This is a genomic window from Chitinophaga horti, assembly GCF_022867795.2.
In the GTDB taxonomy this organism is placed as follows: domain Bacteria; phylum Bacteroidota; class Bacteroidia; order Chitinophagales; family Chitinophagaceae; genus Chitinophaga; species Chitinophaga horti.
The window spans coordinates 5,926,786-5,951,798 of sequence record NZ_CP107006.1 but is presented as its reverse complement, the minus strand read 5'-3'; the positions used below and the strand labels follow the sequence as shown (position 1 = coordinate 5,951,798).

Here is a 25,013-nt window from a genome sequence, read left to right as displayed (position 1 = left end):
TTTTAGGGAAGTGTAATTTCTTTGGATTTGTCGCCCACGGTGAGCGTGGCTTTGTTATCGCAGGTTTCTTTTTTACCGTAGTCGATCGTGCCTTTGATGTTATTCAGCGCGATTTCGAGAATGCCTTCTGCTACATAAGGGCAATCTGCTTTTTTGATGAGCGTTGCTTTCGTGTTGAAGTTAGCAGTCGTTACAGCGTTGGTGGAGTCGGTGTAGCTAACGGTGGCAGTACCGGAGAGGCCGTAGGCGTCGTCGCCGAGGTCCAGTAACGTTTCGCTGCCTTCGGTTTGTGCGATGGTGCGGTTGGTAACGTAAGTGTAAACGCTGTTATCAGGATAAGTGGCTTTACCACCTGTCACGGTGTAGGTGAAGCTGAATCCCATGTTAGAAGATGTGTTCGTGATAAGCTGAGTACCTTCTACTTTGATGCCGTTAACAGAATAGTTCTCGAACGTCAGTTTGGCTATAGCACCGCTTGTGAAAAGAATTTTGCTGATTTCAATGACTATTTTGCCTTTGCGTGTACGTTGACCTACCGTACAACCGGTACCGAAATCGATCGTCACCGTTTTAGGCCATATGCCAAACTCTATGGGCGAAACACTGATGCCCATACCCGGACAGATCGTGCCTGTCTTATATTGGCCGCCAGCCGCTATACGTCCTTGATTTTTGTTAAGATTATCTTCGGAAGCACTGGCATTCACCGTTACATTAAACGCATCTTCATAAAGCGCCCCTACAGCCGCATTGACTTCAGCAGCCGCGAGGGTTTTGGTTTCCTCTTTGTTGTCGGCTACCTTGTCATCTTTTTTACATGCAAAGAAAATAGATACGCTTGTAACAGCCAGTACGCCAAGCGCCAACACTTTGTTGGTGTTAAAATAGTGTTTCATCATAGAAGTTTTTATAGGTATGGTTCAATCAGACCGTAACTTTGCTTTCCGGTTTAATTAACATTAAAATTAATATAAAACCGGAGAAAACCAAATTATCGCTAAAAAAATAACCATGAATTGGATTGACACTCACACTCATTTATATAGCCATAAGTTCGAAAGTGACCGTACCGAAATGATCAAAAGGGCTTTGGAAGCCGGGGTTTCGCAGTTATTTATGCCTAATATCGATAGTTCTTCGGTAGATGGGATGCTGGAACTGGAAGCTCAATTTCCCGGACAATGCCTGCCAATGATGGGTTTGCACCCCTGCGACGTGAAAGAAAACGTTGAAAGTGAGCTCGCTATTGTGCGCGAATGGTTGAGTAAGCGAAAATTCTGGGCAGTAGGTGAAATTGGGCTGGATTTTTACTGGGAAAAGACCTTTGTACCCCAGCAGTACGACGCCTTCCGCGAGCAGATCAAACTGGCCCTGGAACATGACATCCCCATCGCCATCCACAGCCGCGAATCTACCCGCGAGTGTATCGACGTGGTAAAAGAATTGCATAACGGCAGCCTCACCGGCGTGTTCCACTGCTTTTCAGGCAGCGTGGCCGAAGCGAAAGAGATCGCCGAAATGGGCTTTTATTTAGGCATCGGTGGTGTGGTGACTTTTAAGAAATCGGGCCTCGAACAGGTGATGGAAGAAATTTCGTTGGAACACATTGTACTGGAAACAGATGCGCCCTACTTAGCGCCGGTACCGTATCGCGGTAAAAGGAATGAAAGCGCGTACGTTCCGCTGGTGGGCGAAAAGATAGCAGATATAAAAAATCTAAAAATAGAAGACGTCGCTGCGATTACGAGCATGAATGCACGGAAATTATTCAAAATGCTCTAACCGATAACGAGGTACATTTGCATTGCACTTGCACCAGATACATGAGTAAAATACTTATCATCTATACGGGAGGAACCGTGGGGATGATCTACGACGAGAAGACCAGCGCTTTACGACCAATCGGCTTTAACGAAATCCGCAACAACCTGCCTGAATTGTACAGGATGGGGATCGACTTTTACGTTTACGCTTTTAATCCGCCCATGGATAGTTCGGACATGTCGCCCGATGTTTGGGTAGAACTGGCCGGCATTATAGAAGACCGTTACGACCGCTACGATGGCTTCGTGATCCTGCACGGGTCCGACACGATGGCCTTTACCGCCTCCGCCCTCAGCTTCATGCTCGAGAACCTGTCCAAACCGGTAATCCTTACCGGTTCGCAGTTACCTATCGGTAAAATCAGGACCGATGCGAAGGAGAACATCATTACCGCCATGGAAATCGCCGCCACGCGGCATAACGGGCAGGTAGTAGTGCCCGAAGTATGCATCTACTTTGACTTTATGCTGTTCCGCGGTAACCGCGCCAAAAAGTATAATGCCGAGAAATTTGAGGCGTTTTACTCCATGAACTACCCGGCCCTGGCCGAAGCGGGCATCGACATCAAATACAAAAATCCTTATGTACTGCCCGCGCCCGAAAAGCCGCTGAAAGTGCATAAGAACCTCGAGTCCAATATTTCCGTACTCAAGATATTCCCCGGCATCAGCCGTCGCGCCGTAGATGCGATCATCAACACACCCGGTTTAAAAGGCCTGATCCTCGAAACCTTCGGTAGCGGCAACGCTACCACCCAGCAATGGTTCATCGACTGCCTGAAACGCGGCATCGATAAAGGCATCACGATGGTGGACATCACCCAGTGCGACGGCGGATCGGTAGAGCTTGGCAAATACGAAACCAGCCGCTACCTGCAGGACATTGGCGTGATCAGCGGTCATGACATGACCTTTGAGGCGGCCACTACGAAGCTCATGTTCCTGCTCGGCCAGGAGCTAAGCCCGGAGGAGCTGCGCTGCCAGGTAGAAACCTCGTTACGCGGGGAGCTGACCCCTTCAGAAACTTTATAAAAAGGTTGGAAAGTTGCAAAAGATCCCTATCTTTGCAGCCCTTCAACCCATACGGAGAAGTGCAGGAGTGGTTGAACTGGCACGCCTGGAAAGTGTGTAAACTCGAAAGGGTTTCAAGGGTTCGAATCCCTTCTTCTCCGCAAGCTTTAAATGCTCATTGACTTCGGTCTTTGGGCATTTTTTGTTTAATGCCTCCTCCCCTATTTTCCTTAATTTTAACTACAACCTCACCCCATGCCCCTCGTCCTACACGAATTTACGCCAAGTGCCAGGTTACAAAACCTGATACGGGTGTATCGTGTCATCAATTTCAAGTTCGAAAGGCATCTCACCATCCCTCCCAAACCTTATCCACCGCGACCAGAGCATTGCCTCAGCTTCTACCCACGCGATACGGAAACTGCACAATACGCGCACAGCGGTACTACGTACGAAAAAATACCGGTAGTGCTATTCGGCATCCAGCACGAGGTGAGCCAACGCTTCGTGGGGCATGATTTCCTGCTGTTCCAGGTGGTGTTCCGTCCGGGCGCGCTGTATCGTATTACGGGCATTCCGTCACACGAGCTGGCAAACTGTTACCTGGACGCAACGACCATCTTCAATACCAACGAGCTGAAAGAGGTGAATGAAAAGCTGGCGGCGACGGACAACTTTCGGGAGATGATCAACATCGTTGAACGATTGCTGGGCAACATGAAAGTTTGTAAGGACGAGCATCCGATGGATACGATCGGCAACTTGGTGTTAACGGCAGATAAACCGCTGAGCATCGACTGGCTCGCTAAAGAATCATGTCTGAGTCTCCGTCAATACGAGCGCAAATTCTTAGACCGGATGGGCGCATCTCCTAAATACTTTCAAAAGGTAGTACGATTCGAAAATGCCTTCCGGATGAAAAACCGGTACCCACAGCTGGACTGGCTTACAATCGCTGTACATTGTGGCTATCACGATTATCAACATCTCGTAAAGGATTATAAAACGATCACCGGACAAACACCGCGCGACTTCCATTTGCTCGACTTATCAGCGCCTGAACGAGTGTTTGGGGATGCAGACACCTACTGAGTAAAATGTCGCTTTTTTACCACTGATGCTTGGCCTGTTTCTATCAACTTTGCACCGAGCAACAACATCAACATATGCAAAGAAGAAACTTCCTGCTGACCGCTGTACTGGCCAGTCCGACCCTCGCTATCAGCAACAGCCTTTTCACCGATAGGAATCCAAAAGGGTTCGTGATCCGAAATGGGGAAAGCCGCTTTGGCGAAAAGACGACTGTTGGCCTCAGCCCTAACAATATTAAGGTATCGTCAAAGGATACGGACGCACAACTGACGGTATTCGACTATACGGGCAGAGAAAAAGGCGGTCCACCATTACACCTTCACCCCCACCAGGACGAAACGTTTTACATCGTGGAAGGCCGCTACCTCTTCCAGGTAGGCGAAGAACAGTTCACCTTACAGGCGGGTGATACGATATTTCTACCGAGAAATGTGCCGCACACTTTTGCGCAGCTGACGGACCAGGGCAAAATGTTTTTCTTCTTCCAGCCATCCGGTAAAATGGAAGACTTCTTTCGGGCGATTGGCGCTTTGAAAGGCGTACCAACACCGGAAGAAGGGGCACGGATCTTTGCAGCGCATGATATGAAAGTGGTGGGACCGCCACTGCTTATTTCATGATCACCTTTCTCATCGTGCCATCCTCCTCATAAAACAATTCGTTCACACAAACCGATCGCCGATGGCTGCCACCGCCGGGCAGGGCGCCGTTGTGATAGAAGAAATAGTCTTTGCCCGCAAAGTGTAAAACGCAGGGCCGGTTGGTCTCACAATTTTCCGGCACATCGTTTAATATTCCTGTAAAGTTCCATGGCCCGGCAATGTCTCTGCTCATCGCATAGGCCACCTGCTCAGGCATTCCATATCCGTAGGATAAATAAAACCAACCATCTCTTTCGTGCAGATGCGCTCCTTCGCTGAACTGTGGAAGGGCTATCGTTTGGATAGACGCATCCAGACCGGTAACAGCCTCGTTCAGCCTGGAAGAATAACAGGTTTGATGACCCCAGCATATGTACAACCGATCGTCATGCAACAACACCGTGGGATCGAGATTGGCCTTGGGATTGTCATTGGCAGGCAACATATCATGCGTGATCAAAGGCCGGCCCAATGCATCCTGGTAAGGACCATAAGGCACGTCGGCCACGGCAACACCGACCGCACTTTTACTATCAGCGCTGTTGGTGACTGCTACAAACCAATAAAACTTGTCGTGATAGCAGATCACTTTCGACGCATAAGCATCCCCGGAAGCCCACTTAAAGTCTGCTGCTGATAATGGCGAGCCGTGATCTTGCCATTGAAGCATATCTCCAGAAGAAAAACACTGCCAGTCATGCATCACATAATCATCCACACCAGGCGGAGGTTCATCATGACCGGTGAAAAGATAGACGCGACCTTCATGTACAAGGGCGGTAGGATCGGCGGTATATACATGTCGGACAATCGGGTTTGCCATATGCGCGATGTTTGCAGGAATGGTACAAATGACCTGCCAGTAAGTTAATGTTTCGGCTTAAAACTTAAGATCACCTGGTAAATAAACAATGGCACCGACCAGCCCATCCAGAATAACGAGGGAGCAATATCTTCAAAGCTGCCAAAATCTATCCACAGCAGAAATTTCAGCGCCAGGCCGGAGATGATGAAAGCGAGCGATACCATGTAACTGCGCACCATCCACTCCTGGTGTAATTTATACTGATGCATAAGCGCAGCGCGGTAAGCGATGACCGTCGTAATAATCCATACAGCCACCCACACCTGCAACGAAAATGCGTAGGCCCAATTTACTTCATAAGATGTGGTAAAGCTTAAAATCAGTGCGCATACAGAACTCACCAGTATGGCGAGCAGGTACGCCAGGCCAAGCCAGCGGTGCAGCCGTACATACTGTGTTCTCAATCGGCTCCAGAATTGTACCGGCCCCAATATCAATGCGCCGCCACCGGCCGTGATATGCGCAATCAGCACCCAACGCAGCGTAAAGTACTTACCCAATGCCTCCTTCGTAAGCGCCAGGAAATGGTCGGCGCCGCTCATGAAGTACTTCGTGAGCGCGAAAATCAGCAGCCATCCCAGCAGCTGCGGGATAGTGATCAACTTATGCCAGGGCGTTTGTAAACGGGATTTAGAATATGCAGACATCTGTAAAATTTTAGACTGCAAATTCGGCCACCCCTGGCGCGAAAAAAATAACCGAAAGCATTTTCAGGTACCGAATAATTATTCGGTATTCCGACGCGAACAGAACACCCCGAAAATGGTTAACTTCATCTAAAAAAAGATGTACGAAAAGAAGATAAAGGAGGACCTCGATTGCGGCATCATCGTAGCGATGAAAGTGTTCGGCGCGAAATGGAAGCCCTGCATCATTGAGGCTATTTCCCGCGGTATCAGAAGGCCAAGTGAACTTCATCGTGAAATCACATCTACGACCCCGAGAGTGATAGACATGCAGCTGAGCGAACTCGTAACTTACGAAGTGCTGACTAAAACAGTGCAGCCCGGATTTCCGCTATACGTAGAATACTCACTGACGCCTATGGGCGAAAGCATCCTGCCTATACTGGAGCAGCTAAGCGCATGGGGCAACCAGCATAAGGAGGTGGTGCAGCGGATAAATCAGTATACACCGGTGAGAGATGTGGAGGCGGTATGTTAAACGACGCCTGGATTATTCTTCGGCTCCGGATACCTCGTCCCCTCCACCACTTCATCCAAATCCACCTGCTGCCAGCTAAAATCATTTACCTCTCTCACCTTCCTGCCAAGAAACTCACTATGGCAATACATACCATCGATCCGCACGTTACGCAGGTAACGCGGGCCTTTGGAGGAGAAACGGGCTACTATCGGGGTAGACATGCCCGAGTCAAGGCACTCAAAGCCCATGGCAGGGGAAAACAGCGCCCGCAAGCCCATATCGCTAAACTGAAAGAAGTTCCAGGGGCGCTCGTGAGAGCGGAATGAGAAATGGGTTTCAACAAACACAGCACCGCCCATTTTCAACAGCTTCTGTATTTCACCCGCTACTACCCAGGGCATCGCGAAATGCTCGAAACACGCGCTGGAATAAATCAGGTCGAACCGCTGTTCGCCAAAATAGCTGGCCAACTTATGCGCATCGCCCACCACATCTACGTTGTGGCCAGCGTAAAAATCAAATCCCACATATGCTGCCTTATCAAATTGTTTACGCGCTTTGGAAAATCCGGTTACTTCCCGGCTGCCAATCTCAAGGATGCGGACACCGGACTTATTCCAGTTTTTGTATAAATAATTTTCCCACTCGGTGTGAGATACGTGTTTGGGTGAAGACACGTCATGTGCAAGGGAGTCTGCATCGAACAGGTTGTCTACAAGCAAAGGAATCCTGGAGCCCATTTTCCAGGCTCGTTTCATAAGTTTACGCATATGTTCTTTTCGGGTAAAGAGTGGGTTTGCCAGATCTTCTACATGCACGTTAAACGCACGGTAAAGGGAAAGGTTACACGTAAAGGGAAACTTGATAAAAACAAAATGCATTATCAGATCCCATTTCACCTATTAAAGCTTTATTTTGATGCAATATTTGTACGAAACATCTCTAGCTATGTTCCAGGAAATAACCTCTAAAACCACTGCTTACGAGCAGCTCGCCACCGAAGAACAACAAAAAATGACCTGGTTAGAAAAGACCCTTGGGTTTAAACCGGGGATCACCAACCTGGCTTCCGAGGCTAATAAAGATTTATACCCGGTAGATGAATGGCTAACCGAAAAGGTGATTACGATCCCTAAAACCAAATACATCTTCCAGGCTATTTTCGGCCTGGGTATCACAGCCTTATTTTATTTCATGCAACGCGACAAATTGTTGCCATTCCGCACGACCAGTTATGCGTTATTTCTTTACGCAACGTTAGTACTGCTCGTTGTCAATGTTGTCAGGACCCTGATCTTTGCACTAACCACGGAGCAAAAGATCGTGCTATCGTCATACGCTATTCAACTCGATCAGCGCACTTACCCCTGGAACGAGATTATTGATGTTTGCCTGACTAAGAAAGCAGGCAATAAACAGCCCTATCACCTCACGCTCCTGATGAAGAACGGCCCTACCGTTCGTTATTCGCTTGCGCATTTTCAAAGTCCTTTCGACAACACGCTTTCCCGCATCTGCACCTACGTGCTGCATTTCCAGGAAAAAGCAAACCGCGTTTAACAAAACTTTAAAATAACCACAAATGCCCGTCAGTACTACGCCTGCCGGCCATTGTCATATATGGCCGCCTTCGCTTTTTGTAACATTTACGCTACTTCCGCCGTTTTACCACCGAAAATTTGACAATCAGACAACGCGCCCGCAAGCCAGCCAGCCTGAAAAAGGCGTATCTTGCGTCCCGTTATCGAGTCATAAATAACACGCCGCTTTAGCATGAAAAAAGTAATGATCATAGTTGCTGCCATAGCAACCACTTTATTTGCCTGCGAGAAAGAGGAAACGATCGACAATGCGAGTACCGCCGCAGCTTTCCTGAAAGCCGGCGAATGGGTTCCCACTACCATTGATCAAAACCCGGTAACCAGCCCGGCCGGCAAACTGCTGTACAACCCGGTACTGGAGTGTCAGAAGGACGATACGTATAAATTCAGCGCGGATTCTATGACGGTTAACAAAGGTGCCACGCTCTGCGGCGGTGACGAAACAGGTTACCAGGTGAAATACTCCATGGACTTCAACCGTCGTAAGATCACGATTAACGGCGTCGAATATATGTTGGGAGAAGTGACGCCTAAACAATTAAAATACTACGTGCGCTTATCATCGCAGGCTGGCTATGACTACCAGGTGTATATCTTCACGCATGCCAAATAAATTGCTACAAATCGCGATACTGGTAAAAGATCCCTTATCGAAGGGCGTCCATAAACAAGCGCGTTGGCCACAGGCCTTCAGGGCGTTATTGGTCCAGGTATTACAGGTATGGAACAGGTGATATCGACCACGGCCATCGTAAAAAGCGTCATCATTATTGTAGTGAACACCGGCAATTACTGCCACATTTTTATCCTTAAAACTATTATCGATAAACTTTACCAGCTGCGCGTATTGCGCTTTGCTGATGAGGATGCGTTTGCAATCAGCCCCTACATGCATAGATCGGTAGTAAGTAGTATGCATCGCCGAAGTACTTAATCCGAATACTGCCTTAAGAGCCACCTTGGCGGTAAGATCGGCGAAGGTGGGCGTTTCCAGGTAAAAGCCCTTGTCTCCCCAACCAAAGGCCAGATAAGCCGCGGTGGTATCGTTGCCCAATGTATGAGCCGTGGGCACTTGCAGCCGCCAGTTTCTCACTTCATTTGCTGCCGGTACAACAATATCACTATGCACACCATTGGAGAGCAGGTAAATTTCAACCTCGGCCGGCGCCGGCACCCGTTCTACCGTAATGCGCGACAAACCCCAGGCGGCCAATAGGTACAAGGCCGCAAAAGCAATAACGAAGGCGAATGTAAAGAGGAGCGTCTTCAGGAATCGGCGAAACACCTTTCTCATACCGTTCACTTTCTTCTATATCCCGAAAACGCATTTTGGTAACCCTACTTATTCGAATACAACGGTTTTATTCTGATAAACAAACACCCGGTCTTCAAACACCAGTTGCAACGCCCTGGCCAGTACGGCGGTTTCAATCTCCCTGCCAGCTTTCACCATGCCTGTAGCAGTATAGGTATGGTTTACGGGGATGATTTGCTGGGTAATGATCGGCCCCTCGTCCAGTTCATCGGTTACAAAGTGGGCAGTAGCGCCGATCATCTTAACGCCTCTTTCAAACGCGCGTTTGTACGGATTAGCACCGGCAAATGCGGGCAAAAAAGAGTGATGAATATTGATGATCCTGCCCGCGAACTTCGACACAAAACCGGGAGACAGAATACGCATGAACTTCGCCAATACGATGTAATCGGGCGCATGTTCCGTAACGATCGTCTCTATCTCAGCTTCAAAATTTACCTTATCGGCCGGGTCATGCAACACGGGGTGAAACGGCACATCAAACCGGCCGCAGATGTCCTGCAAAGTAGTATGGTTACCAATTACACATAACACCTGTGCGCCCAGGGTTTTAAAATGATGGCGAACGAGTATGTCGGCCAGGCAATGATACTCCCTGGTGACCATTACTACGATCTTTTTCTCCGGCTGTGGATTTACCTGTACGATGGCATCGGCCGGCAATACGGCGCGCAGCTTTTCGGTAAGGGGCCCGGCAGGCGCATCCTGCTCAACGTGTACGCGCATATAGAAATGGTTCTGCCCAACGTCTACATGCTCGCGGAGGGATACGATATTAAGTTTTTCGGCGGATAGTACACCGGATATAGCCGCCACACGGCCTACCTGGTCAGTACATTGAATAACAATGATCATACGCTGAAAATAGCCAAAAAAACAGCATTTTGCAATTTGTGCCGCAATGGTGGCGCAGCCTGTCTATTCATTTTTATAAGAAGCAACCAGGAAAAATATTTATTATTGCGCCAGAACTGTTAACGCATCAGCATAAATTCCTAACCTACAATGAACCTGTTTGCATACTGGCATAACGCCTTTGTGATCATACCTATCCTGCAAGTAATCTGTATTATTCATGCCTACAAAACCGGCCGGCGTGATATGATCTACCTGCTCATCTTCCTGCCCGGTATCGGTTCCCTGGCCTACATCGTGCTTGAGATCGTACCCGAAATCAGCCGTGGACAGTTCCTGCACAACCTTCAACGTTACATTTTTCCCAATAGCCTAATCCGCGACCTGGAACGTAAACGACAAACTGCCGATACTGTCACCAATCGGCTGGTGCTGGCCGAAGCGTACGGTGAGCAAAAGAAGTACGACCAGGCTATCGAACTGGTGAAAAGCTGCCTGAGCGACCTGTATGCCAATGATCCGGGCATCGTGATGCTGCTGGCAAGGTTGCAGTATCACGCCGGCGACTACACGTCGAGCATCGCAAACTTTGAGAAAGCATTCTCGTCTAAGAAGGTGTTTATGAAAAAAGCGGAAGATGAACTGGCGTATGCACAAGCTCTGGAAAGCGCGGGCAGCATTGAAAAAGCCGAGGAAGAATATAAGAAGGTGGTCCGCATTCATCACTCCCTTGAGGGCATGTACCGCTACGGGATGTTCCTCGACAAACAGCGCCGCCCCCGAGAGGCGAAAGAGCAGTTTCAAACTGTGATCAAAGAAATCGGGCTCCACCCGCGTTACGTACGCCGCCTGAACCAGAAGTGGCTATGGCTGTCGCGCAAACAAATGGCGAGTTATAAACTGGGGTAATCAACTTCTCTCCTTTAATCAGCCGCCGTTGTGTCACTCACTTCAGCGGCAGTACACCTATCGCACCAACACCACCGTCCCCTGCCGCTCCCCGTTGCCACAAGCGGTTTTCGCCTTCACGACGAACACGTAAGTACCCGCCGGTTGCGGAGCGCCTTTGAAAGATCCATCCCAGCAATGCAATGGATCATCGGTATGAAACACCAGCTCGCCCCAACGGTTAAATACGGAGAAGTCCAGCTGTAATACCGGCCCCCAGAACTTTAGTCCGAAGCAATCATTCCGGCCATCGTTGTTGGGCGAAAAGGCATTGGCCATCGGGAAGCTACTCAATTCACTGTTGGCATTGAAGTCTACAAATACGGAGTCCTTTTTCACACACTTGCCACCGTTGCTTACGTTCACATAATACATCGTGGGCTGCCCGGGCGTTACCACCACTTTATCGCCGCTCAGCGTGTTTAAACCAGGCGCCGGGTCCCAGCTGTAAGTGAGGCCACCGCTGGCCTGCAGCATGGCGCTGCCATGTATACAGTCAACATCATTACTTTTGGTGACAGACGTTTGCGGTTGCGATGCCACGCTTAAAGGAAGATCGAATGTTCTGCTGATGTTACATACCTGGTCGGTGATCTCTACGGAATACATACCGCCCGCAGCCGCCTGTAACCGCAGCTCCCCACCCGTACCAATCGCAGTTTTATCCGGCGCCCGCCAGGTATAGGCATCTCCGCCACTTGCTTTTATCACCACTTCCTCCCCCACACAAACGGACTGATTGTACGAACTCACACTAAATACCGGCGCGCTGGTCACCGCCACGTTCACACGGGCAGTACTTTTACAATTATTCGCACTGGTGGCAGTCACCACATAACTGGTAGTAGATGTTGGAGAGGCCGTCGGATTACTGATGCCCGCATCATTCAAACCCACGGCCGGCGACCAGCTGAAAGCAGCGTTAATGGCACTGCTGGCCGACAACGGCGCCGACTGTCCCGCACATATCCTCACGTCGCCACTGGTATTAATGGTCGGCGATGGACGCACATTAACAATAAAGCTGGCCGCATCCTGGCAACCTCGTATATCCTGCGCCGTTACCTGGTAGGTGGTGTTCGTTGTAGGACTGGCCACCGGGTTTCCAATGCCATCATCACTCAGGGTATTATTCGCTGCCCAGCGGTACGACACTGCATCAGCCTGGCTGGCATTCAATTGTACGGTTTCGCCGGAGCAAAGATCAAGTACTTTATCTGCAGGCAGCGCGAACTTACAGGGAATGTAAAACGGTACGAGATAATCCTCTACCTCCCCATCCCGGGCAGGACCAGCAGGCTGTTGGGCATCTGCCTGGTCGGAGGATAAGCGAAGCCGCAGGCCAAAGTCGTGGTAGTCCGCAGCCGTAGGGGCCGGCAACTCTGCTGGCAGCCCCGCCCACGTGAGTGTAGCGCTGGTGCTGCCGGTGGCAATGGTGGCAACGGCCCGCTCGGCCAAGGTAAACTGTTTATCCCCGTTAAAGTCGAACCAGCCAGCCAGGTAGGCGGCAGCGCCTGTCGTGTTCACCAGCGGAACGGCAAGGCTATAAGTACCCGAGCCGTTATACGCCGGAAAAGAACTGATCGCGTCTTCATCTGCCACCAGCGCATTATCATTCAACGTTTGCTGTCCGTCCGCATCGCCGGGCATGCTGCCGAGCGTAAGCGAAACAGATGGCACCTGTGATGGATATGGCGGGTTAAAATTGCAGCTGTTCAACACCTGGTAGGTAAGCCGGTGTTGTGCAAAACCATAACTCGCAGGCAAATCGCCGCGGTCTATCGGCGAGTACACGCCAAAGGCAAGCGCCATCCCGCCATAGGCGCCGCCCTTATTATATTCTACATCCAGCGCAATCGATCCGTCGGTGGAGGTGGTGGCCAGTACAGGCATTTGTCCGTACACTTGCCCTAATACCATCCCGTAGGTATCGGTAATGCGCACCTGCCGGGTGCCACATCCCTGTGCAGGATTCGAGGTTTGGGTGGAATTCCGGAAGAAGTCAATGGTACTCCAGGCACCTTTGTTAGTGGTAATGGTCGTCACTTCATTCGGTGCACTGGCTTCCGCATCTGCAGTTACGACGGTAAAGGCAACGGGCTGCCCGTTCCGCCGCGCCGTAATATTCAGCCGGAAATTAGTGTTCTGGTTGTTACCATACGAATAGAGCGCAGGCATCAACGCAGGATCAGAAAAGTCGTATAGGGAATGTAACATGGCCGCACCCCAGGTACGCATACCACTGGGCGCTGGTGTAAAACCAGTTACATTTGAAATTGAAAAGGTGAGTGTCATGCCATCAGGCGTAACCATGCTATGGCTGGCAGTAAGCGCAATGTTACTCCAATCCAGCCACCATATCTGGTCGCGCAATGCCCCTGTACCCCTGTCTGCGAATTGCGCAGAGGCCAGTTGGCTGCAAAGGAGTAGCAGTATTGTCAGGAGTTTTTTCGTCATAGCTGTTTCCGGCGGGGGTCAAAAGGCGCATAAATATACCAAACCAGATGGCCCTTTTTACTCCTCAATCGAGTAAAATAGCGGCCCATCGCTTAACCGACTGTATATCAGCCATTAAAATTTAATAAATTTACGGGATTAATACGCCAAATCCTTGACAGGTAATGATAACGGCAAGAATTTTGCTGTCTCTCCTGCTGCGATTGAAAAGGAATTTTTCCTATACTTAGACCGACAAATAATTTTTAACCGCCTTTCAACGCCAGCGAAACGACCACCGTATGATTCTGATAGTTGATGACAAGCCAGAGAATATACTGTCATTAAAGAAAACGCTGGAACTGTACAAGTTCCAGGTAGACAGCGCCAGCTCCGGTGAAGAAGCGCTCAAAAAAATACTGAAAACGAGTTACACGCTGATCATCCTGGACGTGCAGATGCCCAGTATGGATGGTTTCGAGGTGGCAGAGGCGCTATCTGGCTACAGCAAGGCGCGCGATATTCCCATCATTTTTCTATCCGCAGTAAATAAAGATAAAAAGTTCATCACTCGTGGCTACGACTCGGGCGGTGTAGACTATATCACAAAACCGGTCGATCCGGACATCCTTATCATGAAGGTGAAATCCTTCTACCGGATGTACCAGCAAACACAGGAGCTGAATATTGTTCAGCAATCACTAAGGGACGAAGTAGAGGTGCGTAAACAGGCACAGCAGGCGTTGGACAAAAAAGTGAAAGAGCTGCACACCATCCTTGAATCGCTTCCGCAGATTGCTTTTACCGCTACGGCAGATGGGCGGATCGAATATGCGAACCAGCACTGGTTCCGCTACTCGCCCAATATGTCGGTAATGCCGCAAACTGCCGCCGGCGAAAGTTCGCTGGACGAAGACCTGCAACTGGCGTTTCGTTCCGGCAAATTGCTGGAAAAAGAAACGTACATCAAAGACTTGCGGGAAGGTAAGTACCGCTGTCACCTGCTAAGGGTAACCCCCATGCATGAAGACGGCCAAACGGTGAAATGGATCGGCACTTTTACAGACATCTCTCACCAGAAACAGGCGAACGAAATACTGGAACAAAAAGTACAGGAACGTACGGAAGAACTTTCGCTGATCAACAAATCGCTGGAAGAAAGTAACCACGACCTGCAACAATTTGCCTCCGTAGCTTCGCACGATTTAAAAGAACCGTTACGCAAGATCCACCTTTTCGGCGCCATGCTGCGTGACAAGTTCCCGGACGATAACGAAGATATACGCCCGTTCCTGAATCGTATCGTGTATTCATCCAACCGGATGACGAGGCTGATCAACGACCTGCTGAACTTCTCCCGCCTGTCGGTTTCGAATGGCTTTGAGATAACGGACATCAATCAACTGATCAACGAAATACTCAGCGACCTGGAACTCACGATCGAAGAGAAGAAGGCGCGCTTCGTTGTGTCAGAAATTCCACAAATTGAGGTAGTGCCCGGCCAGATCAGGCAGGTGTTTCAGAACATTATCAGCAACGCCTTAAAGTTCAGTAAGAACGATACGCCGCCTGAAATCCATATTAACACGGAATTAGTAGCTTATTGTGACGTTAACGCGCCCACCGACGCAGACGGCCAGTACTGCCGTATTACCATCAGCGATAACGGGATCGGGTTTGACGAGCAATACCTTCCCAAGATATTTACGATCTTCCAACGCCTGCATACAATGGACCGTTACGAAGGTACCGGCATAGGACTGGCCATCGCCAAAAAGGTGATTGAGCGGCACGATGGTACATTGACGGCCAAGAGCCGGCTGAACGAAGGGTCATCCTTCATTTTTGTATTGCCACTGCGACAAACGGAAAGTAAAAAACAACAGGAAGGCGCCTGGCGCGAAAGCTTTCAGAACGGTTAAACCAGGTCTTCTGCAGCAAAGCGATTAATGAAGTCGGCCATCTCATGGTTCTTCAATACAAAAGGCACCTGTAAGGTTTGCAAGGCGTGTTTGGGCATATAGTCCACCTCAGCATCGATCGGGTCCTGCACGGCAATAGTACCACCGAAAGACTGCACCTCATCCAATCCATCGGTACCATCGTTGTTACCACCACTTAACAGCAGGGCCGCCATGCGCGCACCGCATACCGGCGCGGCAGAACTGAGCGTAACGTCGATGCTCGGCCGGCTGTAGTTCACCTTTTCGGAATAATCGAGCGATAAAGAATAATCGGATTCCACCAGTAAATGGTAGTCGGATGGGGCTATGTAGATCGTTCCGGGCTGAATGTCTTCCTTTTCCTCCGCCTCTTTTACCGGTAACGTTGTTTTAATCGCCAACAGATCTGTAAGCGTAGAGTCATATACGTGATGACGGTGCAGTACAATAATGATCGCCGCCTGTAGTTTAGGCTCGAGGTTGGGCAATATTTCCAGGATGGTACGCAGGCTGCCTGCAGAACCACCAATCACTACGATTCGCGGATGTGTTACACGATTGTTTTCCTCCATATCTTCTGCCTGTTTTCCAGCTGCCTGAACTTGTGCGATATGCTGGTAAAGTTCAGGGTTTCTTTCGATCCCAGCGCAAGGAAGCCAAAGGTTTCCAGGCTATCGTCGAAAAGATGCAGGATCTTATCCTGTAAAGTTTTATTGAAGTAGATGAGCACATTACGGCAAACGATCAGCTGAAACTCGTTGAACGAATGATCGGTGACCAGGTTATGTGCGGCAAATACAATTTGTTTTGAAAGGGTTTCGGAGAACTTGGCATACTCGTAATTGGCGGTATAGTATTGCGAAAAATCCTGTGTACCACCCATCTGGATGTAGTTGCGCGAATACTGCTGCATATGCGCCAGGGGAAAAATTCCTTTGCGGGCTTTGTCCAGCACAGTATTATTAATATCTGTCGCATAGATCTTTGCCTTGTGTAACATGTTTGCCTCTTGCAGCATAATCGCGAGCGAATATACTTCTTCGCCGGTGGAGCAGCCGGCATGCCATATCCTGATGAACGGGTACGTGGCCAGTACGGGCAGCACCTGCTTTTGTAATGCGGTGTAGAAAAAAGGATCGCGGAACATTTCTGTTACGTTCACGGTGATCTCTTCCACGAAACGCGTCACATAATTCTTGTCATTTTTAACGCGGAACCTGAACTCAGCGAAACTGGTGAACCTGTCTTTTTTAAACAGGTAGTTCACACGCCGGTTGATAGATGCATGGGCGTAGTCGGTAAAGTCGTAACCGTACAGCTCCAGCACATCGTTCAGCAACATGCTTACTTCGTCTTCGCTTATATAATGGGTTCGCAACATTATGCGGTAAAGTGTTCTTTTATTTTAACCAACAGTTCGTCCACGTCGATGGGTTTTGACACATAATCATCGAAACCGGCAGAAAGGCATCTTTCGCGGTCGCCTTTCATGGCTTTAGCGGTGACAGCAATTACAGGTAGCAATTTTACGGCCTCAATGCTCCGTATTAGCTGTAATGCCTCAAAGCCGTCCATATCCGGCATCATTACGTCCATTAGTACCACACCTACGTTGTGGTTATTTGTCAACATACTCATCGCTTCCGCCGCGCTGCCGGCAGTCACGCAGTTGATGCCCCGGCTTTTCAACACTGCTCTTAGCGCAAATATGTTACGGGCATCGTCATCAACTATCAGGAGGTCTTTTTCCATCATGTCAATTATTATCTGAAAGCTCTATCGTACAGCCACACACGCAGCAACGACAACAGCTGGTCAATATCAACCGGTTTAGAAATATAGTCGGATGCGCCTGCCTGTATACACTTCTCTCTATCACCCATCATGGCCTTGGCCGTTACAGCAATAATCGGCAGGTTCATGAAGCGGGGGTCCTGACGCATTTTGGCAATGGTTTCGTAGCCATCCATTTCGGGCATCATCATATCCATCAGCACAATGTCCGGTACAGGCCCTTCTTTCAATTGCTCCAACGCCTCTTTACCATCCGTCGCGCTGATTACGTTCATGTTATGCTTTTCCAGCGCTTTTGTGAGGGAGAAAATGTTGCGCACATCATCGTCCGCCACCAGTACTACCTTGTCTTTTAACACCTCGTTCAGCACCGACACTTTTTGTCCCGCATCTTCCGGCAGCTTGCCATTCTCTTCCACCAGGTGAAGGAAGAGCGACACCTCGTCCAGGATACGCTGGTACGAATGCGCAGTTTTCACCACGATAGAATCGGCATACTGGCGAATGCGCTGTTCTTCGGTTTTGCTCAGGCTTTTACCGGTGAAAATGATGATCGGCAGCTTCTCCATCCCTTCTGTTTCTTTCACGGCTTCCAGCGTGGCGTAGGCGGCCTGGTCGGGTATGCCCATGTCGAGGATCACACAGTCAACGTCTTGCTGCTTCAGCAGTTCGATGCTTTTCTGTACGCTATCGCCTATCTCAGAACTCACATTATAGGTGCCGAGGAAATACGAAAGTGCTTTTGCATGTTTGCTGTTCTCCTCAACGATCAATACTTTTTTCGCGGAGCGGTTCAGCACAAATTCCATCTTCTCAAATATCACCTGCATGCCTTCGGCGGCCACGGGTTTGCTGATAAAGTCGATTGCACCTTTCATCAGGCTCTCGCGCTTCACTTCCATCGACGACATAATGTGTACAGGGATGGACTTGGTGCGTGGTTCCTGTTTCAGTTCCTCCATGACCTGCCAGCCGTCTTTTACGGGCAGCATTATATCGAGCAAAATTCCGATCGGTTTAAACTGTAATGCCAGCGGCAATGCCTCGTCCCCGCGAACAGACACTACTCCCCTGTAACCGCGCGAGCGGGTAAAGTTGAGCAGTGCCTTCGCGAAATGGGTGTCATCCTCTACGATCAGGATCACGCGGTCGCCCGGACGAACATCGTCGCGATCGTCGCTGATGGCCTGCGGGATAACATCAGTGGTGTATTGCGGCTTAGGGGTCTCAGTATATTGCGTATTAAACGATGTTTTGGGTCGTGGTGGTGGCGTTACTACCGGCTGTTCTTCTTTTTCGGCAGGTGCCAGCGGAACAGTAACAATAAACTCGCTACCCTCACCCGGTACACTGTGCAGCGCCAGGGAGCCACCCAGTAGTTTCACCAGCTCGCGGCTGATGGAGAGTCCAAGGCCAGTGCCTCCGTATTTGCGGCGGGTAGATCCATCCGCTTGCTGGAAGGCTTCGAAAATCACCTGTTGTTTATCTTCCGAAATGCCAATACCGGTGTCTTTTACTTTGAAGGTTACCGCTTGTTTGCCAGCCGCCATATCTACCAACAAGCTTACAGACCCGGCGGAGGTGAACTTCAATGCATTTGACAAAAGGTTTTTCAACACCTGCTCCAGGCGCAAATGATCGGTTTCGATAGTGGCCGGTAAGCCAGATGCAGTGCCGATCTTCAGCTCCAGGCCTTTGTCCTTCGCCATGGGCTCGAACATCGACTGCAGGTTGGATATTACCGAAGAAAGATGCACGTGCTGGAACTCCAGTTCCATTTTGCCTGCTTCGATCTTTGACAGGTCTAGTATTTCATCTACCAGCGTAAGCAGCCCTTTACCGGAGCTGAATATTACCTGCGCGTATTCGATCTGGTCGGGCAGCAGGTTCTTATCATTATTTTCCGACATCAACCGGCTTAGCAGCAGAATGGAGTTCAGCGGCGTACGAAGCTCGTGCGACATGTTTGCCAGAAACTCCGATTTGTACTTTGTACTGATCTCCAGTTCTTCTGCTTTCTGTTGGATTTCAAGGTTACGGTTGATGATAATTTGATTCTTTTCTTCCAGCAGCCTGCTGCGTTCTTCCAACTCGGCGTTGGATTGCATCAGTTCTTCCTGCTGTACTTTCAGTTCTTCTTCCGATACCTGCAGCTTCTGCGTTTGTGCTTCCAGCTCCATGTTCAGGTTCTCCAGTTCCCCGTGCTGCGTTTGCAACTCTTCGCTTTGCGCCTGTGTTTCTTCCAGCAGCTCCTGCAGGCGACGGCGGCTTTCGGCGGAGGTGATAGCGATACCAATATTGTGCGCCACGTTGCTTAAGAACGCGACCTCGTGTTTACTGTATTCATGTATCGACGCCAGTTCTATGACCGCTACGATGCGCTGTTCATACAGGATCGGCAGTGCGATGATGTTTACTGGCTTAATTTCACCGGCAGCATAACTGATCATCATGGCATCGGCCGGAATGTCTTTCAGTAAGATCATACGGCCACTCTGCATACATTGTCCGGCCAGGCCCTCGCCGCTGGCAAGAAACTCCTTACGATCTTTGGATGATAATGCGTAACTGCTGTACAGGCGTAACAATTTTTCACTTTCTGCAAGATACAGTGCGCCTACCTGGCTGTTCGTATAAGTCGCCACATAGTCAAGTATGTATCCGGCCAACGTATCCTTTTCCTTCTCGCCTACCATCTTATCATTCAGGCCGGCCATACCGGTTTGCAGCCACTCATTCTCCGACAATTGTGTGAATGATGTTTCGAGGGAATTTGCCATCCGGTTAATTGCGTAGGCCAGGTTGCCCAACCCGTCGCTACCTTCATCCTTGGCGCGCACGGCGTAATCGCCGCTGGATATCTGCCCTGCAATCTCCTGTATAATTCCGATGCGCCGGCTGATGTCTGCATCCTTCTGTTGCAATGCCATGTGCAACCGCGAGCGGTCGTCGAAATCGGTTTTCACCCGCATATAGAATACAGAAGTGATGATTAACGATAGCAACGCTGTTATGATGATCAGCACCGGCGTAAAACCAGACACCTCGTTCAGCTCCTCTGTACGTTCGCGCAAAAGGGTACGTTCGCGCTCCGACATCTGTTTAACAATACCACGTATTTCATCCATATGATACTTCCCTATACGCAGCGAGTCAGCGTTAATGGCCTGCCGGTTACGCTTCAGGTCTGCAAGGCTTTTCAACATAGACAAGCGCTGGTTGATCACCACCCCAAGTGCTTTCACACTCGCCTGCTGCAACTCGTTGTCTTTCGTGAGTACTTCTACCTCACGCAATTGCGACAACGCGCTATCTGCAGCGCCGTAATATGGGTCAAGAAAGGTCTCGTCCTCCGTAAGCAGGTAGCCCCGCTGGCCGGTTTCCGCGTCTTTCATCATTGACATTACCCCCTCCAGTTTCTGGATAACCGAATTGGTATGGTCCACCAGGCTGGCGCTTTGTAACAGGTTCTGAATACTGTTGTAAGACGCTACGGAACTAATGATCAGCAGCAGGAGCGAAAGCCCGAAACCGATCAACAGGTTGCGTTTAAAAGAAGAATTCATGGAACGTAAGCTTTATTTTTTTCTGGTACAGGCTGCAAAAAAACGCGGGAGCCCGGGTTGACAAAGGCGGCCAACGCACTCCCTTACGGTTTTGGCATCAGTATGCCAGACCTTCGCAAAGGCCTGACGCACGCAAATATAATAGCCTTGAACGGCCTGTACATCAACAAAAAAATATAGTTACAAAAATGCCTGAAACCCGCTGCGGTAGCATGAATATTGATTGTAAGCACGACTTGGATAGTGGGGATATTTTTCTACAATATCAGCGAGGGAACAATACGACCATCGTGGTGCCTCCACGCGATTCCATTTGTAAGGAACCGTTTAACTGTCGCACCAACGATTCTACCAAACGCAGGCCAAACGTATGCCCGGCAGCGTGAACATCGGCCGGTAAACCGCAACCATTATCGGTGATCTCTAACATATATTGCGCTTCGAGCGGCTTAAAACGCACCTTGAGCAAAGGATTAGGTGTTGCTGCAAAAGCATGCTTAAAGCTGTTGGTGATCAGTTCATTGGCGATCAACGCGAGGGGTATTGCCTTTTCTACATGCAGCGATACAGGTGCCACCTCGTATTCCATCATATCTTCCGGAAAGCCGCCTGCATACGAGTAACGGACCGTTTCCACCAGCTCGGGCAAGTATTCATGCATAGGAACATCCGTTGCATGGTCGTCGCCATACAGGCGTTGGTGCACGAGCAACAGGGACACCAGGCGGTTTTTGCTTTCGAGTAAAATCTGTTTGGCCGCATCATCTTCCAGGCGGCTGCCCTGCAAGCTTAACAGGCTCGATACGACCTGCAGGTTGTTCTTCACCCGGTGGTTCAGTTCTTTCAGCAGTATCTGGATCGTTTCATTACGTTCCATAGCCGACTGGTACGATTGCTCCAGCGCTACCGCCTGTACCATCATCTCTTCCTGCTGCTGCGCAAAGCGCTCGTTCAACAGGCTCAGTTCATGGTTATGGCGAATAGCCGCCTCCCGCTCCCGTTCGTAACTACGGCGAAAAGCGATAATTACGATCATCGTGGTGATCATGGAGTAAGCGAGGGTAATGATATGATCGAGCAACTGCTCACTTTCGGTATGGTACGCGGCCACCCATTCCGGGAACGCGTATTCCAGCAGCAAGTCTGCCAGGATGGTGAAGTATAACGCGGCGCACAGCCAGTAATAGTTTCGTCGGGCGGGCGGCACGATAATCAGCAGCACATTCAGCAACATGATGATCAGGTACACCGTCGTACCCTGCACCCCTGCATTAAAAAAGTACATACCGCCCAGGCACAGCATAGTGCCTATTGTGTACAGCCAGATGGACAGCAGGTTAAACACCCTGCGGATGCGGGAGCGGTAATACAGGTAGCCCGAAATGGCCCAGCCGGCAACAGACAGGTACACCGTCATCGGGTGAAGCCCGATAAGGTAGTTACATGTGCCGCCAATAATGGTGAACAGGAAGATGAAAAAGCTGATGAGGTTGAAAATGCGGTGCTCAAACGAAAAGTACTCGTCATCTCCGGCGATAAGTGCCGTAAGCTCTCTGACCCGCTGCATCATAACGCTACAGTTTGATCCATTTTTGTTTGATGGCAATGGCCACCATTTCCGAAGTTCGTTCCAGGTCGTACTTCTTCAAAAGGTTACGCCGGTGCGTGTTCACTGTGTTTTCGCTGATGTTTAACTTGTGAGCGATGGCGCTGCTGCTCATTCCCTCCGCCAGGCATTGGATGATCTCGATTTCGCGGGCAGACGGTCGCGGAAAAACTTCAATACCGGGTGCTGCTACCTGCGAGCGCAATCCCATATTTACCGCCACCAGCAACTGCCTGTCCGTAAAAGGCTTTAACAGGTAAGCCACCGGCTCCGTTGCTAAGGCCATGTCCAGCGTTTGCTGGTCCGAATGGGCAGTAAGGTAAATTACCGCCACCTGCCGCATCGTTTTGATCTTTTGTACGATGGAGGTACCCACATGATGCCCGTGCAATTGTATATCACAAATCACGAGGTTTACCGGGTACTTCTGCGCGTAATCGATCGCCACCTCCGGGGAATCTGCCAGCCAAACCTTGGGATATCCCGCCTGCGCCAGAATTGACGCTACGTTCTCCGCCACCAGCCGCTCATCTTCTACCACCAGGATATAAGGATTCTGCATACTAAAAGATTGGTTAGCATTGGTCAATATAGCTATATTTTCAACTTAAAACCAAATGTGAAGCCGGTTATTTATCAGGACTCCCCACTGTACGGGGTTTTACTTACAGCACACACATTTAAAAAATCTTAAATCATAGTTTATTGATATGAAATACCCGCAGTTTCCGGCAGCCGATCCGGCAAGTGCAGGCAATGGCGCTTTCAAATAATGCGCGCGATGTGTAGCTTTGTGGCCGCAATATTTAGAGCCATGCGCCAGATTTTACCGGGCATCCTTTTCGCCATGTTATGGGCCTCCGCCGCCGCTGCCACCAAAATCGGCATCCAGGTAACGCATCCCCTGCTGCTGGCGAATGTACGCTTCTTCATCGCCGGTGTGCTGATGTTATGCTTCGCTTACATCATACAAGGCGCCAAAAACCGCTTGCCCAGGGGGTGGAATGGCGCAACCTGCTCATCTTCGCCTTGCTTAATACCACCATTTATCTCGGTGCTTATGTAACCGCTATGAAAGAGGTTTCGGCCGGTATTGGCAGCCTCTCCACCGCCACCAGCCCATTGTTCATCCTGCTCATGTCGGCCATCTGGATGCGCCGCAAACTGCGATGGCAGGAAATCACCGGTATCGCCGCTGGCTTTATCGGTGTTGCGATCGCCACTTACCCACTACTGCAAAACAGCCATGCCACACTCAAAGGCTTACTCATACTGCTCGCCGGTATGGTGTCCGTATCTGTTGCCACGGTATTTTATGCACGGGTAAAATGGGAATTGCGAAATGTGGTGATCAATGCCTGGCAGGTATTGCTGGGTGGCATTTGCCTGCTGCCTTTTACATGGCTCAGCACAGATCCGCAGCAAACGCAATGGAACGCTACTTTCTGGGGCAGCGTATTCTGGCTTATCGGCCCCGTATCGATCGTATCGATGCAACTCTGGTTTCACCTCGTGCGCATCGATGCCGTAAAGGCATCCGTATGGCTATTCCTCTGCCCGATCTTCGGCTTTGTTTACGCCTACTTCCTGCTCGACGAACCGATCACGATCTTCACGTTCGCAGGCACGGCCCTGGTAATCGGCGGACTTTACATCGCACAAAAAGTAAAAGTGTTGGACCAGCAATAGACCTCTTTTCGACCGCCGTTGTGTCACTCTCTTGCAAGCCATCGCGCTATTCCCCCTGGCTGGTTAAACACGATAACACCACATTTCTCTCCCTTGTACGCAATCACGCTATTCGTCCTGGCTGGTTAAGCACGATAACAATACATTTCGTCATGGCGGTCGAAGCAGTGTCATGGTATGGCTTTGCTCCCCCGCGCATCGTTTAAATGCCCCCGATAAAAATCAGGCGCCCGTTTCGCGTTTTACGTTGTTAGATGATCATGCTATGAACCGAATAATGATTTCCGAGGGTCGAGCCGCTAAATTATAGGCTGATGAGACAGCTAACTGTTAAACATTCGTTATCACACTAACATGTTATCACCAAATACAAAACGGCCGGTGGAATACCGGCCGCTTGTAATCAATTTAACTTGAACATTCAACTTGCAGAGAATAAATAAATAATAAATCAGTTAAGTAACAGCAAGTTAGTCCGAATGCCCCCACAGCTGTGTTAATCTATTGTTATCACACTAAGATGTTATATTCATTTAAGTAGGCGCATAAAAAAACCCCGGTAATGAGTTACCAGGGATTTACCATTTAACCTAACTATATGCTGTAACAGCAACTAGTATCTTTATGCCCGAAAGCAATCGTCTTAAGCTAATACGAGCACGCTAATACCAACGTTGCCAGT

At 49.7% G+C, this 25,013-nt stretch carries 23 protein-coding genes, 1 tRNA gene and 1 pseudogene; 12 read left to right on the top strand and 13 right to left on the bottom strand.

Annotated elements, in window-relative coordinates; translation table 11 throughout:
• Positions 1–2: 2 nt before the first annotated feature.
• Positions 3–899, bottom strand: a complete 897-nt coding sequence (locus MKQ68_RS24225) for a hypothetical protein (protein ID WP_264281312.1) — start codon at positions 897–899, stop codon at positions 3–5.
• A gap of 112 nt (positions 900–1,011) precedes the next feature.
• On the opposite strand from MKQ68_RS24225, the gene MKQ68_RS24220 reads away from it, so the two are divergent.
• From MKQ68_RS24220 to MKQ68_RS24200, 5 genes are all read left to right on the top strand, one after another.
• Positions 1,012–1,782 (top strand): TatD family hydrolase, encoded by a 771-nt coding sequence (locus MKQ68_RS24220; protein ID WP_264281311.1) that lies wholly within the window; start codon positions 1,012–1,014, stop codon positions 1,780–1,782.
• Between the two features lie 41 nt (positions 1,783–1,823).
• The gene (locus MKQ68_RS24215) at positions 1,824–2,855 is read left to right on the top strand and encodes an asparaginase (protein ID WP_264281310.1); all 1,032 of its coding nucleotides are present in this window, start codon (positions 1,824–1,826) and stop codon (positions 2,853–2,855) included.
• 53 nt (positions 2,856–2,908) lie between these two features.
• A tRNA-Ser gene (locus MKQ68_RS24210) sits at positions 2,909–2,995 on the top strand.
• A gap of 94 nt (positions 2,996–3,089) precedes the next feature.
• Complete coding sequence (locus MKQ68_RS24205; RefSeq protein ID WP_264281309.1) at positions 3,090–3,926, top strand: AraC family transcriptional regulator; 837 nt, start codon at positions 3,090–3,092, stop codon at positions 3,924–3,926.
• 74 nt (positions 3,927–4,000) lie between these two features.
• Positions 4,001–4,546 carry a cupin domain-containing protein gene (locus tag MKQ68_RS24200; protein WP_264281308.1) on the top strand — a complete coding sequence of 182 codons (546 nt, stop codon included), beginning with the start codon at positions 4,001–4,003 and terminating at the stop codon, positions 4,544–4,546.
• Here the strand turns inward: MKQ68_RS24200 and MKQ68_RS24195 are convergent.
• Complete coding sequence (locus MKQ68_RS24195) at positions 4,536–5,390, bottom strand: family 43 glycosylhydrolase (RefSeq protein WP_264281307.1); 855 nt, start codon at positions 5,388–5,390, stop codon at positions 4,536–4,538. The two genes, MKQ68_RS24200 and MKQ68_RS24195, sit on opposite strands and share 11 nt — an antisense overlap.
• 44 nt (positions 5,391–5,434) lie before the next feature.
• Positions 5,435–6,079, bottom strand: a complete 645-nt coding sequence (locus MKQ68_RS24190) for a DUF2306 domain-containing protein (protein ID WP_264281306.1) — start codon at positions 6,077–6,079, stop codon at positions 5,435–5,437.
• A 139-nt stretch (positions 6,080–6,218) separates the two neighbouring features.
• On the opposite strand from MKQ68_RS24190, the gene MKQ68_RS24185 reads away from it, so the two are divergent.
• Entirely contained in the window at positions 6,219–6,596 is a 378-nt protein-coding gene (locus MKQ68_RS24185) for a winged helix-turn-helix transcriptional regulator (protein WP_264281305.1), read from the top strand.
• On the opposite strand, the gene MKQ68_RS24180 is transcribed toward MKQ68_RS24185, so the two are convergent.
• The gene (locus MKQ68_RS24180; protein WP_264281304.1) at positions 6,593–7,336 is read right to left on the bottom strand and encodes a class I SAM-dependent methyltransferase; all 744 of its coding nucleotides are present in this window, start codon (positions 7,334–7,336) and stop codon (positions 6,593–6,595) included. The two genes, MKQ68_RS24185 and MKQ68_RS24180, sit on opposite strands and share 4 nt — an antisense overlap.
• A 190-nt stretch (positions 7,337–7,526) precedes the next feature.
• On the opposite strand from MKQ68_RS24180, the gene MKQ68_RS24175 reads away from it, so the two are divergent.
• Both MKQ68_RS24175 and MKQ68_RS24170 read left to right on the top strand, forming a co-directional pair.
• On the top strand, positions 7,527–8,138 hold the full coding sequence (locus MKQ68_RS24175) for a hypothetical protein (protein WP_264281303.1): 612 nt from the start codon (positions 7,527–7,529) through the stop codon (positions 8,136–8,138).
• 213 nt (positions 8,139–8,351) lie between these two features.
• Positions 8,352–8,792, top strand: a complete 441-nt coding sequence (locus MKQ68_RS24170; protein ID WP_244845027.1) for a lipocalin family protein — start codon at positions 8,352–8,354, stop codon at positions 8,790–8,792.
• Here the strand turns inward: MKQ68_RS24170 and MKQ68_RS24165 are convergent.
• On the bottom strand, positions 8,739–9,473 hold the full coding sequence (locus MKQ68_RS24165; protein ID WP_264281302.1) for a TIGR02117 family protein: 735 nt from the start codon (positions 9,471–9,473) through the stop codon (positions 8,739–8,741). The genes MKQ68_RS24170 and MKQ68_RS24165 overlap by 54 nt on opposite strands.
• A 48-nt stretch (positions 9,474–9,521) precedes the next feature.
• Positions 9,522–10,349, bottom strand: coding sequence for a formyltetrahydrofolate deformylase (gene purU / locus MKQ68_RS24160; protein ID WP_264281301.1), 828 nt, complete (start codon positions 10,347–10,349; stop codon positions 9,522–9,524).
• A gap of 150 nt (positions 10,350–10,499) precedes the next feature.
• Between purU and MKQ68_RS24155 the strand changes: the two genes are divergently transcribed.
• Entirely contained in the window at positions 10,500–11,258 is a 759-nt protein-coding gene (locus tag MKQ68_RS24155) for a hypothetical protein (protein ID WP_264281300.1), read from the top strand.
• Positions 11,259–11,315: 57 nt separating this feature from the next.
• Here the strand turns inward: MKQ68_RS24155 and MKQ68_RS24150 are convergent, their stop codons facing one another.
• Complete coding sequence (locus tag MKQ68_RS24150) at positions 11,316–13,754, bottom strand: CshA/CshB family fibrillar adhesin-related protein (protein WP_264281299.1); 2,439 nt, start codon at positions 13,752–13,754, stop codon at positions 11,316–11,318.
• Between the two features lie 281 nt (positions 13,755–14,035).
• On the opposite strand from MKQ68_RS24150, the gene MKQ68_RS24145 reads away from it, so the two are divergent.
• The gene (locus MKQ68_RS24145; RefSeq protein WP_264281298.1) at positions 14,036–15,655 is read left to right on the top strand and encodes a hybrid sensor histidine kinase/response regulator; all 1,620 of its coding nucleotides are present in this window, start codon (positions 14,036–14,038) and stop codon (positions 15,653–15,655) included.
• Here the strand turns inward: MKQ68_RS24145 and MKQ68_RS24140 are convergent.
• From MKQ68_RS24140 to MKQ68_RS24115, 6 genes are all read right to left on the bottom strand, one after another.
• A complete protein-coding gene (locus MKQ68_RS24140; RefSeq protein WP_244845043.1) occupies positions 15,652–16,248 on the bottom strand; it encodes a chemotaxis protein CheB in 597 nt (198 codons plus the stop codon). The genes MKQ68_RS24145 and MKQ68_RS24140 overlap by 4 nt on opposite strands.
• The gene (locus MKQ68_RS24135; RefSeq protein WP_264281297.1) at positions 16,227–17,057 is read right to left on the bottom strand and encodes a CheR family methyltransferase; all 831 of its coding nucleotides are present in this window, start codon (positions 17,055–17,057) and stop codon (positions 16,227–16,229) included. The genes MKQ68_RS24140 and MKQ68_RS24135 overlap by 22 nt, the downstream gene beginning before the upstream one ends.
• Positions 17,057–17,428 carry a response regulator gene (locus tag MKQ68_RS24130; RefSeq protein WP_264281296.1) on the bottom strand — a complete coding sequence of 124 codons (372 nt, stop codon included), beginning with the start codon at positions 17,426–17,428 and terminating at the stop codon, positions 17,057–17,059. Before MKQ68_RS24130 ends, MKQ68_RS24135 begins: the two co-directional genes overlap by 1 nt.
• 11 nt (positions 17,429–17,439) lie before the next feature.
• The gene (locus MKQ68_RS24125; RefSeq protein WP_264281295.1) at positions 17,440–21,036 is read right to left on the bottom strand and encodes a response regulator; all 3,597 of its coding nucleotides are present in this window, start codon (positions 21,034–21,036) and stop codon (positions 17,440–17,442) included.
• A gap of 265 nt (positions 21,037–21,301) precedes the next feature.
• On the bottom strand, positions 21,302–22,606 hold the full coding sequence (locus MKQ68_RS24120) for a sensor histidine kinase (RefSeq protein WP_264281294.1): 1,305 nt from the start codon (positions 22,604–22,606) through the stop codon (positions 21,302–21,304).
• Positions 22,607–22,610: 4 nt separating this feature from the next.
• Positions 22,611–23,204: a response regulator transcription factor gene (locus MKQ68_RS24115; protein ID WP_264281293.1), complete on the bottom strand. Its 594-nt coding sequence runs from the start codon at positions 23,202–23,204 to the stop codon at positions 22,611–22,613.
• A gap of 210 nt (positions 23,205–23,414) precedes the next feature.
• On the opposite strand from MKQ68_RS24115, the pseudogene MKQ68_RS26020 reads away from it, so the two are divergent.
• Together MKQ68_RS26020 and MKQ68_RS24105 are read left to right on the top strand one after the other, a co-directional pair.
• Positions 23,415–23,806 (top strand): annotated as a pseudogene (locus MKQ68_RS26020) (EamA family transporter); the annotation flags it as partial.
• Positions 23,780–24,331, top strand: coding sequence for a DMT family transporter (locus MKQ68_RS24105; protein ID WP_490715596.1), 552 nt, complete (start codon positions 23,780–23,782; stop codon positions 24,329–24,331). The pseudogene MKQ68_RS26020 and the gene MKQ68_RS24105, both read left to right, overlap by 27 nt.
• The last annotated feature ends 682 nt before the right edge of the window (positions 24,332–25,013 follow it).